Below are 13,290 nucleotides of genomic sequence, written 5' to 3'. Positions count from 1 at the left end.
AATGAAACAATTTCTAGTATTAATTTTATTTATGAGCAGTTTTCTATCCATGACTGCCCAGCAGTTGCACATTAAATATTATTGCACCAATTGGGGAAATAGTGATTCCTGGGATACGTTCTGTCTCCGTGTGAAAAATGCAGGTTACGATGGTGTTGAATCTTGGTTACCTGGTAGTCCCAAAGAGCGCAAAGAGATGATCGATGCATTACATAAACATGGATTGAGTTTAGGGTTACTTTCAGGGGGATCTGGTGGAACTTATGAGGAATATAAAGAAAGTTTTAAGCGTAATTTGGATGAAGCAGCACAGCTGAAACCCGATTATATTAATTGCCATACAGGTAAAGATTATTACTCGTTTGAACAGAACAAAACATTGATTGAGCTTGCTGATGCAGCTAAAAATAAGTACCATATCCCCGTTTATCATGAGACTCATCGCGGAAGATTTAGTTTTGCAGCCCATGTAACAAAAGAATATTTAGAGAAGATTCCGACGTTACAACTTGCGTTGGATATTTCGCATTGGTGCAATGTACACGAATCAATGCTTTCTGATCAGACCGATGCTGTAACAAAGGCACTTTCTAGAACTGAGCAAATTCATGCACGCATTGGGCATCCCGAAGGACCACAAGTCAACGACCCCGCCGCTCCCGAATGGGAGAGTATTGTTGCACAACATTTGGCTTGGTGGGATAAAGTTGTTGCTAAACACAAGGAAAATGGGATGAAGTTATTAACCATAACAACCGAGTTTGGCCCAGCGGGTTATTTACCCACATTGCCATTTACACAACAACCGGTGGCCGATCAGTGGTCAATCAATGTCTATATGTTGCATTTACTCAAAGACAGATATAAAGAATGATGGTTTTCTTTGATGAATTATTGGGCTTTTCGGGACGATTTCATCCTCTTTTGGTCCACCTACCGATCGGCATATTGTTGTTGGCTTTTGTTATGGCAATTATTGCGCAGTTTAAAGGCGGAGCTATGTATTTGCCTGCTATTAAGCTCTCCTTATTCCTAGGGACTATAGCCGCCATAGTGGCTGCTTTATCGGGTTATCTGCTTTCACGAAATGGAGGTTATGAGGAGGATGTACTGAGCTATCACAAGTGGTTAGGAATTGTCGTGGCGTTGAGCAGCTTATTATTGTGGTTTCTCTATCGTAAAGAATCTTCTGCTGCATTTCGCTTTTGGCTTTTTTTTCTCGTAGTAATCATGATTGGGGTCACTGGACACTATGGTGGAACATTGACGCATGGAAAGGGCTACTTTGTCGAAGCTATGCCAGTGGCACTAAAAAAGCTGTTTAAAACGGAAGAAGACAAAGAGGAGGTTCTTATCGTTCAAAATGCACAGGAAGCAGATGCCTATAATGGAATTATTCAACCTATTCTTAAACAGCGTTGTCAAAGCTGCCATGGGAAAAAAAAGCAGGAAGGGGGGCTGGCATTGGATACAAAAGAGAATTTGTTAAAAGGAGGAGAGAATGGCACAGTACTGCATGCAAGCGATTCGAAAAAGAGTGAATTATATGCCAGGTTGGTATTACCTGAGGGACATAAGAAGCGAATGCCACCTAAAGGTCGTACGCCGATAACTCCTGATCAGATCAGACTGATTGCCTGGTGGATAGATCAAGGAGCCAATTTTGATAAAAAAGTGCGTGAAATACCACAAACGGAGGAAATCGCTCATTTGTTGAAAAAATTGGAAACAGGGGAAAAAGACACTCCATCGGTATTATATGCAGATTTACCTGCAGCGCCAGCTTTGCCAAAAGATAAAATCGATGCTTGGCAGGCTAAGGGTATTAAGATCATCCAAGTTGCAAAAGATAATAACTTTGTGTTGGTTAATGCCATTAATTATCCTCAATTTAATGATAAGGACCTACAGGAATTATTAAGTATTAAGGATAATATTGTACAGCTGAAATTAGGAAATACAGCTGTTACAGATCTTGCTTTCTCAATATTTTCGGCAATGCCGAGTCTTTCCCGCCTACATCTAGAAAATACAGAAATTTCCGATGCCGGATTGAGCCAGTTGAAAGGTCTGTCAAAATTAACGTATTTAAATCTGACGGGAACAAAAGTTACCTCAAAAGGTCTGTCAAAACTGAAGGACCTTCCGAGTTTAAAAAACGTCTATCTCTATAAAACCGCAAATCAGGAAGTCGCTACGATAAAGCAGTTGAACGCTAAGATTAAGGCAGATACCGGTAATTATAGTTTGCCTTTTATTGAAACCGATACAATCAGGTTTTGAGCTGTTGTTGGAATTGCTGGCTATACGCTGGAAATCCGCAATCCGAATGAAATATTATTGTATAATTTAACGATTGGGGCGACATGGACAAGTAATTTAAGGAAAATAAACAGGATTTTTTAGCAGATGTGAAGCGAATGTATAAGGGGAATGAGACAAAATGCGCTAGAGTAGGATAGGAGGAATAGGAATAGGAATAGGAATAGGAATAGGAATAGGAATAGGAATAGGAATAGGAATAGGAATAGGAATAGGAATAGGAATAGGAATGCGGAGGTGACGATTTCAAATAAAAGAGCAGCAAGGAATTTCCTGCTGCTCTTTTTACATCACGATAAGCTGTTTTTATTTCGTGCCAGCACCTTCTAATAACTCGATGGCATCGTAAAGGACACCTGCTTCACCTCTAAAAGTTCCAGAGCCCTCTAGTTTGTTATCTTTTGTGTACCATTCATAAAATCCTTTGTTTTTGATAACACGGGCAAGCATCGGCTGTATTTGCGCATAAGCTTCCTGTTGAAAGCCATTTTTAACAAGCTGCTGAATCATACGACCACCAAACCAAGTCCAGTCCCCACCATTTTGATAACCGTAAGGATACATGCCTTTGTTCTTAAACGAGCCTGCCGGATAAGTCGGGTACACAGTAAGTCCAATTGTTGCTGCACCAGCATCTTTTACATTTTTAATCATTTTATCCAATGAAACTTTTATTTGCTCTTTGCTGAGCAAATTAGCCTCAATAGCAATTGCTGTTCCACCATGATAATAGATTTGATTTTCATCAAAATCAGCCGCAAATGGAGAGCCTTTGATATAAATATGGGGAATAAACTTTTGGTTCTTTTCGTCCCAAAGGTGTTTCATGGTATTACTTGCTATAGACGCTCTGATTTTTCCCCACTTTTCTTTTTTCTCAGGGAAAAGATCCATGTAATTGTCAAGCGCGATCAAAAACATTGCATTGTCGTAGATGTCCAAAGCAATATGCGAATTTTCATCCAGGTGGACACCCCAATCGTGTTCAGGTTGAACGTCACCCCAATCGACTGTAGTTGCGCCCCAAAGTAAACCATAAGTAGCATTATAACGTTTGTCCAATAAAAATTGTAAAGCATGCTCCATGCGATCCTTTACAGCCGCATTTCCAATTTTTTCATCGAGAAAAGCCTTATCTTTCGTTGCAACGATATATTTATGTACCGCTTGGATCAAAGAAGACTCCTGGTCCGTTTCAACTGTATTTTTGTGTGCTGCATAATCAGGAGCTAAGGGACTAGTGATGGTATAATAGTCCGATACGCCATTTTTTAAGCTGGATTTTTTGACAAAACCATCGGCAATATTACCATCAGGACCTTGTAGCTTAAAAAACAAAGCTAATTGATCTTTGATCTGTTCATGGGGATGGACTTTTGTTGCTAAGGTGATAAATGTATTGTAATCTCTAATCCACACCTCACTGTATCCATCCCCCGCATTGAATCCACTTTTAATGACGTTCGTAGCCATATCTTTGACAAGATTGAAGCTGCTGTCTTTTTGGATGCTGTCCTGTAAATTGCTTGTCGAAACCTTACCGCCAGCATTTTGGCAGGACAGTAATAGGAGAGACGAAGATAACGCAAAAAATAGAGTTCTCATTGTGCTGTTAGTTTATAGTAAATGGTTTGATTAACATTTGGATTCTTTGACAAAAGATTGGATAACCTTTGCCTTATCGTTTCCTAAATTACGCAATGTATAGGATCCGGCAGCAGCAGGAACAGCAAAAGTCTCAGCATAATGAAAGACTTTCTTCATGCCATTTGCTGTCATCAGCTCAATTGCCTCCCCCTCCACAAGCATCATGATGTGACACTGTCCTTGTGTTTCAATTGCAACATCCTGATCGAATTCGTATCTAAAAACATCGTAGAAATGATCTTCATGCGTTGGCAAATGTATTCTTGTTGCTTGCGCATCAAGGGCTACTTCAGTGGGCTGAGCAAGCAGCGTGTTTTTTACGACATCACCTTTTCGGCTAAAATTGAGGTTGGCGAATGCTCTATCAATATTTAATGGGCGTGGTTTCCCATCTAAATCCGGACGCACCCAGTCGTACATTTTAAAGGTATAATTGTAAGGTGTTGCACTGATTTCGAGTACGAGATTATTCACGCCGGAAGAATGTACAGTACCATGTGGTATCAAATACAATTGGTGTTTCTTGGATTCGAATTTTTGAACGTATTGCTCGATATCCATGGCTGTTCCGGTATGGAAGCTCTCTTCTAAAGCTGAGCGAAATTTGTCTGCATCAATGGATTGCTGAAAGCCCAGATACACTTGTGCGTCCTCTTTTCTATCAACGATATAGTATGATTCGTCCTGTGTGGAGTTTTCTCCAAATTCTGTTTTTGCATAGGCTGGACTAGGGTGACATTGAATGGATAGGTTGCCGCCATCAAAGGTATCCAGAAAATTGAAGCGTATCGGGAATTCAACATCGAAACGTTGCTGGGCATGACCAAGCACATTGGCACTTTCTTGAAACATCAATTGATCAAATGAAATTTCAAGTGTATGTCCATCTGCTTCGAGCAAAATGCCATTCTCAGGGACAATCATTTCGAAGGACCACGCATAGTTTTTGACATGCTGATCTATGCCTGAAAGGTGCTCTTTCATCCACTGTCCACCCCATACGCCGGGTTCAAAAGTTGGTCGTACGCGGAAGTAATTTTGGGACATGGCCAGCAAAGTAGCATGTAGATCCTTCCCTGTGATCCATGGTAGGTTTTGGGACGATTGTTGATCGGCAAGAATTTCGACACGGGAAAGGATAGACCTTTTATGTCTATTCAATATTTCCCAATCGACAAAATAGTAACGCTTGTAGGTTTCCTTTTGATTGGTCTGTGTTGAACAACCTAAGTTTAAAGCTTCTCCCGCACGCATACGTTGAATTAGCACGTTTTTGGGCAGATCAATAAACATCAGCTGACTAGACGTATCGACTAATGATGCTCCAGGGCCATAAAAGATGGTATACTCAGCTTGTATTGATTCGGCGTTTGCTCGTATGGTTTGAAGGTCCGCAAGCTTTTGGGTGTCAAAGTATTCAATGAGTTGAATCCCGGCCTTTTTTCCAAATAATGGATCGTCGCCACCGAGGTATGGTGCGACAAGCTCCTGGATCGCTGATTCAGTTTTTAAAGCTGAATCCATGGCAATAAATCGGGGAGTTACGCCCTGTTTTTCAAATTCTTGCTTTAGCTTGAGGATGATTGTAGCCCAGTCAACACCTACAAAACCATCAATGCTATGTATATTATGTGTAATGAGATGTGCAACAAGATCCGTGTAGGAATTTGATAGTGTTCCTTGAACCGGAAACGTCGGTGTGATTTCGTACTGAAAAGGTTTTGTTTGAGTATTAGAATACATATAATGTAATTTATTGCAAATGAATGATGTTGGATTAAGTCGCTTTTTGCTTACTTGTTTGTTGATTTTTTATTGTGCTTTTCAATCCAGAATTTTTCGATCTCTTCCAAAGGTTTGCCCTTTGTTTCCGGAAGGAATGCAAGTACAACAAGGAATGCGATGGCACAGAAAAATGCAAACAACCAGAACGTATAGCGGGCCCCCCAGGAAGCGAGTAGAATGGGTGTTAGTTGTCCCACGATAGCATCGGAAATCCACATCACCATAATACTGATACCCATGGCACGAGCCCGGATGGCATTTGGGAAGATTTCGGCCGCCACAACAAATTTTAGCGGGCCAATGGAAAAAGCAAAGAAAAATAAGAACGAAAGTATAGCGATAATCAATGCGATATTATTGACTTGACCTTGATTAAAAAGATATCCAGTAACCAGCAAACTCAGGGTAGCACCTACCGTTCCCAAAAGATATAAGGGACGTCTACCCCAATTGTCAACCTTCCAGATGGCAAAGAAAGTAAATAACACATTGGCGGCTCCAAAGAATAGTTGAGCATGATAGGAATTATTTAATGAAATACCAGATTCAAGCAATATGCTCGGACCATAGTAGACAATTGCGTTTATGCCACTGAGCTGTGAAAATAAAGGAAGGAATAAGCCCAATAGGAAGGCCTTGCGATAAATAGGCGAGAAGAGATCACGTAGATTTCCCTTCGAGGAAACGTTGCCGACCTCTTGTATATCCGATAGTCCTAATGCGCCACTGATCGCTGCAACTTCCGTGTTCCGCCCATTTTTAGATAGCCAACGTGGACTTTCAGGAATAAAGTAAACTTTGATACATAACAATAAAGCCGGTACTGCACCAATTAAAAACATAGTTCGCCAGAGTTCATTTTGCTGTGCGGAGCTATATTCGAGAATCAAATAATTGCTGATATACGCAAAAAGAATACCGAATGTAATAGCGAGTTGGTAACAGGTGACTGATCTTCCTCTAAATTTACTTGGCGATATTTCCGCGAGATATAAGGGCACAACGATTGAGGCTATTCCAACACCCAAGCCCCCAATGCTTCTACTTGCAATTAATATGCTATAAGAAGGACTGAATCCACAGCCAATTGCTGAGCATAAAAAGAGCAGGGCCGCAGTAACAAAGGCTGGTTTTCGGCCGTATTTATCTGTTAATGGTCCTGTGAAAAATACACCAACAATACAGCCTAGCAGGGCTGAACTGACAAAAACGCCCTCTTGAGCAGGAGATAGTCCGAAAAATTGCTTTACTAACGGCAATGCACCTGCAATTACAGCCATATCGAAACCGAAAAGGAGTCCTCCAAGTGAAACGATACATAAAATGATGATAAATCTCTTTGACATCTGCGGTTTATATTAATATGTATATACATGCAAACATATATCTATTTTTTTAATTATGCAAAAAATCTTATTTTAGCACAAGCAATCCAACTGATGAATTTAAAAATAGATCATAAAAGCCCTGTTCCGCTGCATATACAAGCAGAGAATCTGTTACGCGAATTAATTAAGCAGCCTGAATATATAGAGGGTAAGTTATTGCCCAACGAAATTGAATTAGCAAAAAGATTGGCAATTTCCCGTTCTACTTTGCGTTTGGCGATCAATAAACTAGTCTACGAGGAGTTGCTCATTAGAAAGAAGGGAATAGGCACGAAGGTGGCCAGTTCCAAATTTAGTTCCAAATCCAAGAATTGGCTGAGTTTCTCACAAGAGATGAAAAACCGAGGAATTGAGGTAAAGAATTTTGAGCTTCACGTCAGCTGGGTTGTTCCGGATAAAGCAGTCTCGAAGTTTTTTAATGTAGATGAGGACCAAAAGCTATTAAAACTAGAACGTCTGAGAGGAAAGAAAGATGACCCATTTGTTTATTTTATCTCTTACTTCCATCCGCGTATAGGTTTAAACGGCGATGAAGATTTTAAGAGACCTTTATATGAGATCTTAGAAGCAGATTATCATGTCGTTGCAGATCTTTCTCAGGAAGAGCTGGATGCAATGGCCGCAAATAAATTTATAGCTGATAAATTGGAGATTAATATCGGTGATCCTATTCTGTCCCGCAAGCGCTTTGTATTTGACCAATCTGGGAAGCCGATTGAATATAATTTGGGGTTCTACCGCGCGGAAAGTTTTACCTATACTGTCGAAAGCAGAAGAGATTATTAGGGAATTCACTCATCCTTTTTGAATGGATCAATTGGATGAGTGAATAGCTAATTTATTTATTCTTTTAATGATTCTTTTCCAGGGTAGTTTCAGCCCAGCTTTCTAGGAGAGCTATTGCTTTACTCAGCACGCCTGCTGAACCTTTGAATTTTCCTGATCCACTGGGTACGTTATTTTGATCATACCATTCGTAAAATCCTTTGTTTTTCACAACCCGATCGATCATCGGTTGGAGTTCGGTATAGGCTTCCGGATAGAAACCGTTTAAAACGAGTTGCTGGATCATCCGTCCGCCAAACCAGGTCCAATCACCACCATTTTGGTATTGGTAAGGCTGAGCCATTCCGCCGATGAAAAATCCAACTGGATAGGTTGGGTATAAGGTCAATCCAATACTCGGCATGCCAGATAACCGCACGTTTTCAAGCATTTGTTTGTTGACTGTTTTTATTTCTGAAGGTGTTAGTAGCCCCGCTTCTATAGCGATGGCGGTGCCGCCATGATAATGGATCGTATTTTCATCAAATCCTTTAGAAATAGGTGATGTCTTAGGGTATATGTGCGGAATGAATTTTTGTTTTTTCTTATCCCATAAAGAACGTCTACTGTTCGTTTCGAGACTCTTTTTTAATCCTTTCCATTCCACCTCCTTGGGAGAGTTGGGCTGGATTTCAATCAAGGTCTGCAATGCAATAATAAACATCGCGTTGTCATAAATATCGATTGCCTCATTGGAAAGTTGGTCATTCCAATCACAACCAAAGCTGTCGTTGGGCTGTACATCTCCCCAATCTGCTGTCATCGCACCCCAAAGTAGCTGATACTTTTGGTTGAACCGTTCCTTTTTCAGATAATCCAACATAAGTTGGATACGGTCTTTTACAGAAATTCCACCGATAGACTCTTCCAAGATACTGTAATCCTTTGTTTTTATTATGTATTTACCCAACAATTGGATGAGTGACGTTTCCTGGTCGGTTTCTACCGTGTTTTTAAAACCCACATGATCAGGAGCGTTTTTTGAATAGTAGGGTGTATCATCATGCCAGGTAAAGTCTTTCTTTAGTACATAGCCGTCTACCATTTCACCATTGGTCTGTTGCATCTTAAAAAATACTAAAATAGCCCCTCTAATGTCCGCTTGGGACCGCTCTTCCAATGCGGTTTCGATGAATGTATTGAGATCTCTGGCCCAAATTTGTGAGTAGCCACTTCCCGCATTGAAACCTTCTTTGATGACCTCTCGGGCAAGGCTGTCCACATATTTTAGGTTTTGATCCGCTAGAATGCTTTTTGCTAACTTAAGTTGCGCGATACGGTCGGGTTTTGTTTGTTGTGCTGATAGTTGGGTTCCGAGTAACAGAAGTATTAGACTAAAAAATGTGGTGTTTTTTTTCATTGTGGTTGTATTGTAATTAATTAGGATTGACAAGTGTACCTGTCAATCATTGGTATTTATTTCAACGTTAATTTGTATTTATTTCAGGCTTGTGATCGAAGATCAACCGTTCGATGTGTATTTTTTTGAATTTATTTACTGGTTATATTTTAATATGTATGTACAATCAAAGTTATGGAAAAATGTCAGTATTTAAGCTTTAATAGTGTTTTATTTGATTAGTATTTAAAATTTTACAAATCTAGGCGTTGCGATGCAATCTGTTAAGTCGTTAAATTAAGTAATAAAATCTAACTCATGTTTATACATACTCTATTTTTTTGTAAGTTTGCTGTAGAATCTAATTGAGAACAATGTTAAAGCGTATCATTTATTATTTTTGTAGTTTATTTGTGAGTACGGCAGCTGTTTCCGCACAGCAGAAAACAGATTTGACCGTTTTTGTAAAACCTAATATTGGATCCGTCCATAGTCGGTATTTCTTTTATACACCAGCAGCCGTACCTTTTGGAATGGCTAAGCTCGCTCCGAGCACAAATGGAAGCTATGGGAACAAGTCGGGCTGGGAGGCCGTGGGTTATGACGATAGGCATACCTCAATAGAAGGCTTTGCTAATTTTCACGAATTTCAGGTAGGCGGAGTGGTATTTGCACCATCCGTCGGAAAATTGAAGACAATGCCCGGTCAACTTGATCGTCCAAAAAGCGGTTATCGTTCCGATTTTGACAAGAAGGATGAATTTGCCACTTCTGGCTATTACCGTGTCATGCTAAAAGATTATAATATACTTGCTGAGCTTACGGCAACGAAGCGTGTCGGTTTTCACCGCTATACTTTTCCAAAAACGGAAGAAGCCAACCTTATTTTCGATATTGGCCATGTGATGGGGGAAAGTGGACCGGTCGTTGATGCCGAAGTAAATTATGACAAACAGCACGTCTGGGGATATGTGGTTACCAATCCTGTCTATGTACAAAAATATCAGCAGGGGGCTACGGTCAAAATGTTTTTCTTTGCGGAGATCAACAAACAACCGAAGTCTTTTGGGACATTTAGAGATTCTATAACTTTTGACCAACATACGCGCATAAAAGGAAAAGGAGCTGGAGTATATCTGAAGTTTGGCACTGAAGCAGGCGAATCAATAGACATCAAGACGGGTTTATCTTATACTTCTGTAGAAAACGCACAACTGAATTTGCTTAAAGAGGCGAAGGATATGTCGTTTGATGCTGCAAAGAATAATGCCTTGCAAACCTGGAATAGTGAACTGGGAAGAATTTTGGTGGAAGGGGGCAAAGCGGACGACCGCATTAAATTTTATACGGGATTGTATCATGCTTTACTTGGCCGTGGGCTTGCAAGCGATGTAAATGGTGCATATCCCAAAAATGACGGCTCGGTAGGGCAGATTGCCCTAAATAAGCAAGGGCAACCGATTCATCATCATTATAATACCGATGCTATCTGGGGCGCATTTTGGAATTTGACACAGTTGTGGTCTATTGCGTATCCAGACTATTACAACGACTGGATTCAGAGTCAATTGTTGGTCTATCGCGATGCAGGTTGGTTAGGAGACGGTATTGCCAACAGTAAATACGTTTCGGGTGTAGGAACTAATTTTACGGGTTTGGCAATCGCAGCGGCCTACAATGTCGGTATTCGTGACTATGATATGAATCTTGCTTATGATGCGGTACGCAAAAATGAATTGGAAGCGAAGGACCGTCTGCCTGGAGCAGGAAAGTTAGATGTGGGAGTTTTCGTCCGCAAAGGCTACTCACCGTATATAAAAGATGATCATGGCAGTCCCGAATTAATGACCAATGGATCTCCTTTTGGCGCTTCGCATACCTTGGAATATGCTTTTTCCGCTGGAGCGGCTGCGCAATTTGCAAAATCATTGGGGCGTCAAAAAGACTATGTTAAATTTCAGGAATTATCCAATGGATGGCGCAATCTGTATGATACCGAGACGAAGTTTATGCGGCCAAAGGATAGTACTGGACGATTCATTTCAAACTTTAACCCTTATGAACCATGGCGTGGATTTCAGGAAGGAAATGCATGGCAGTATACGTTCTATGTTCCGCATGTCCCACAAGAATTGGTTAAACTCGTTGGAAAGGATCTGTTCAATCAGCGGTTGGATAGTATCTTTACGGTGTCGCAGAAGAATGTGTTTGGAGGTGGTACACAAATTGACGCCTTCGCAGGGATTGAAAGTCTTTATAATCACGGTAATCAACCGAACCTGCATATCTCTTGGCTGTTCTATTTTTCTGGTAGACCTGATCTGAGTCAAAAATGGGTACGGGCAATTTGCAATGAGTTTTATGGTAACGATGCGATACATGGCTATGGCTACGGACAAGACGAAGACCAAGGACAGCTTGGAGCATGGTATGTCTTGTCGAGTATCGGCCTATTCGATGTCCGAAGTCTCACCACCGAGAAGCCCGCACTTCAGATAGGCGCGCCACTTTTCGATCGGGTAACGATACAATTGCCGAAGAAATTAAGAAAAAATAAATTTATCATTCAGGTGAAGAAAGAGCAACCCAATAGTTCTATTGTTGATCAAGTTCGGTTGAATAATCGCCTGTGGAAAGGTTGGCAACTTCCTTTTGAACGTTTGGTGGAAGGTGGGATTTTAGATCTCAAGTTGAAAGGTGACTAAATATAAGATAAAAAAATAGCCCCATTCAGGGCTATTTTCAAGGTAGGTTGGTTTGTTGATTGCCTACGCGATTTCAGCAATAAAATTGCCCTCTTGATCCAAATCAGCTTTATGGGCTGCGATTTGTTGAAGATTAATATGTCCGATGACATATTTGAAATCTGGTGCGTAATATCGTTCTGTGATTTCACTGAAATTTAACTTTTCAATCAGTGTATCATCTGTATATCTCAAATAAACCTTAATTAAATAATCTTGGCTATAATTTAATGTGCTGGATTCTAAATGTTTTTTATACTCATAGCGGTATCCATAGCGAAGAGCCGCGATATCCGATAGCACAGCAGAACCTGTTGGGTGGCCACCTGCTCCTTTACCATAGAAAAATTGTTCGTCTGCAAAGGCCGCTTTCACCAATACTCCATTGTTCTCATTTTCTACATTATAGAGCATGCTGTCTTTGCCTACTAGGCGTGGTAATACATAAAGTACAACTTTGTCGCCGTCGATCTCTTTTGCCGTCGGTATCAATTTGATCTTGAGGTTCTTTTCTTTCGCAAAACGAATATCTTGCTGTCCCAATTTATCAATACCAATATTGAACACATCTTCTGGTTTGACATAGATACCGTACGCATGCGAAGCAACAATACATACCTTAAATTTGGGGTCAAATCCACCTACATCCAGCGTTGGATCTGTTTCTGCAAAACCAAGTTCTTGTGCTTTCTTTAAAGCATCTGTATATTGCTGATTTTCGTTGAAAACTTTAGATAAAATGTAGTTGGAAGATCCATTAAAAATACCGCTGACAGAATGCAGTAATTCATTGTCATAGTATTCTTCTAAATTCCGTATAATGGGAATACTTCCGCAAACGGCACCTTCATATAATAAACTGGTCCCGTATTCATGTTGGATATCAACCAGCTCTTCCAAATGGCTGGCAATCATTTTTTTATTGGCAGATACCACATTTTTCCCCGATTTCAAAGCACGAACAGTTAGTTGGTATGCTGCTTCGGCATCATCGATTAGTTCGACAACAGTATTAATTTCTGGATCACCTAAAATTGTTTCGGCATCGGTAGAAAATAAATCTGCTGGTAGCGAGCGTTTTTTATCTCCGTTTTTAATGACAAATTTCTTGATCTCCAGATTAAGATCTTTGGTTTTGATGATATCGTAAAGACCTTGGCCTACGACACCAAACCCAAACATCCCTATTGTTAATTTATTACTCATATCTCTTCTTAAATTCTCTTATATATTATTTACT

The 13,290-nt window shown here is 40.3% G+C and carries 9 protein-coding genes; 4 read left to right on the top strand and 5 right to left on the bottom strand.

Annotated elements, in window-relative coordinates:
* The first annotated feature begins 1 nt into the window (after position 1).
* Positions 2-874 (top strand): sugar phosphate isomerase/epimerase family protein, encoded by an 873-nt coding sequence (locus B3297_RS18345; protein WP_286779227.1) that lies wholly within the window; start codon positions 2-4, stop codon positions 872-874.
* Positions 871-2,283 carry a c-type cytochrome domain-containing protein gene (locus B3297_RS18340; RefSeq protein ID WP_286710001.1) on the top strand — a complete coding sequence of 471 codons (1,413 nt, stop codon included), beginning with the start codon at positions 871-873 and terminating at the stop codon, positions 2,281-2,283. The genes B3297_RS18345 and B3297_RS18340 overlap by 4 nt, the downstream gene beginning before the upstream one ends.
* A gap of 345 nt (positions 2,284-2,628) precedes the next feature.
* On the opposite strand, the gene B3297_RS18335 is transcribed toward B3297_RS18340, so the two are convergent.
* Genes B3297_RS18335 through B3297_RS18325 form a run of 3 tightly spaced genes read right to left on the bottom strand, consistent with a single transcriptional unit; the run spans position 2,629 to position 7,100 of the window.
* Positions 2,629-3,927: a hypothetical protein gene (locus B3297_RS18335; protein WP_286710002.1), complete on the bottom strand. Its 1,299-nt coding sequence runs from the start codon at positions 3,925-3,927 to the stop codon at positions 2,629-2,631.
* Between the two features lie 30 nt (positions 3,928-3,957).
* Positions 3,958-5,712, bottom strand: coding sequence for a class I mannose-6-phosphate isomerase (locus B3297_RS18330; protein ID WP_070565370.1), 1,755 nt, complete (start codon positions 5,710-5,712; stop codon positions 3,958-3,960).
* A gap of 50 nt (positions 5,713-5,762) precedes the next feature.
* Positions 5,763-7,100 carry a sugar porter family MFS transporter gene (locus B3297_RS18325; RefSeq protein WP_070565368.1) on the bottom strand — a complete coding sequence of 446 codons (1,338 nt, stop codon included), beginning with the start codon at positions 7,098-7,100 and terminating at the stop codon, positions 5,763-5,765.
* Positions 7,101-7,127: 27 nt separating this feature from the next.
* On the opposite strand from B3297_RS18325, the gene B3297_RS18320 reads away from it, so the two are divergent.
* Positions 7,128-7,928 (top strand): GntR family transcriptional regulator, encoded by an 801-nt coding sequence (locus tag B3297_RS18320; protein WP_254667693.1) that lies wholly within the window; start codon positions 7,128-7,130, stop codon positions 7,926-7,928.
* Between the two features lie 64 nt (positions 7,929-7,992).
* Here B3297_RS18320 and B3297_RS18315 read toward each other — a convergent pair whose 3' ends face one another.
* Positions 7,993-9,327, bottom strand: a complete 1,335-nt coding sequence (locus B3297_RS18315) for a hypothetical protein (RefSeq protein ID WP_070565366.1) — start codon at positions 9,325-9,327, stop codon at positions 7,993-7,995.
* A 353-nt stretch (positions 9,328-9,680) separates the two neighbouring features.
* Here B3297_RS18315 and B3297_RS18310 point away from each other — a divergent pair, with 353 nt between their 5' ends.
* On the top strand, positions 9,681-12,011 hold the full coding sequence (locus B3297_RS18310) for a GH92 family glycosyl hydrolase (protein WP_083295903.1): 2,331 nt from the start codon (positions 9,681-9,683) through the stop codon (positions 12,009-12,011).
* Between the two features lie 63 nt (positions 12,012-12,074).
* Here B3297_RS18310 and B3297_RS18305 read toward each other — a convergent pair whose 3' ends face one another.
* Entirely contained in the window at positions 12,075-13,256 is a 1,182-nt protein-coding gene (locus tag B3297_RS18305; RefSeq protein ID WP_046674614.1) for a homoserine dehydrogenase, read from the bottom strand.
* Positions 13,257-13,290: the final 34 nt, after the last annotated feature.

It is taken from the genome of Sphingobacterium sp. UBA3519 (genome assembly GCF_002377215.1).
In the GTDB taxonomy this organism is placed as follows: domain Bacteria; phylum Bacteroidota; class Bacteroidia; order Sphingobacteriales; family Sphingobacteriaceae; genus Sphingobacterium; species Sphingobacterium multivorum.
This window is presented reverse-complemented; position numbering and strand designations above follow the sequence as displayed.

Excerpts from the sequence above, each read along its gene's own strand:
- B3297_RS18345 (WP_286779227.1), top strand. The coding sequence starts at position 2 with ATGAAACAATTTCTAGTATTAATTTTATTTATGAGCAGTTTTCTATCC.
- B3297_RS18340 (WP_286710001.1), top strand. The coding sequence starts at position 871 with ATGATGGTTTTCTTTGATGAATTATTGGGCTTTTCGGGACGATTTCAT.
- B3297_RS18335 (WP_286710002.1), bottom strand. The coding sequence starts at position 3,927 with ATGAGAACTCTATTTTTTGCGTTATCTTCGTCTCTCCTATTACTGTCC.
- B3297_RS18330 (WP_070565370.1), bottom strand. The coding sequence starts at position 5,712 with ATGTATTCTAATACTCAAACAAAACCTTTTCAGTACGAAATCACACCG.
- B3297_RS18325 (WP_070565368.1), bottom strand. The coding sequence starts at position 7,100 with ATGTCAAAGAGATTTATCATCATTTTATGTATCGTTTCACTTGGAGGA.
- B3297_RS18320 (WP_254667693.1), top strand. The coding sequence starts at position 7,128 with ATGCAAACATATATCTATTTTTTTAATTATGCAAAAAATCTTATTTTA.
- B3297_RS18315 (WP_070565366.1), bottom strand. The coding sequence starts at position 9,327 with ATGAAAAAAAACACCACATTTTTTAGTCTAATACTTCTGTTACTCGGA.
- B3297_RS18310 (WP_083295903.1), top strand. The coding sequence starts at position 9,681 with ATGTTAAAGCGTATCATTTATTATTTTTGTAGTTTATTTGTGAGTACG.
- B3297_RS18305 (WP_046674614.1), bottom strand. The coding sequence starts at position 13,256 with ATGAGTAATAAATTAACAATAGGGATGTTTGGGTTTGGTGTCGTAGGC.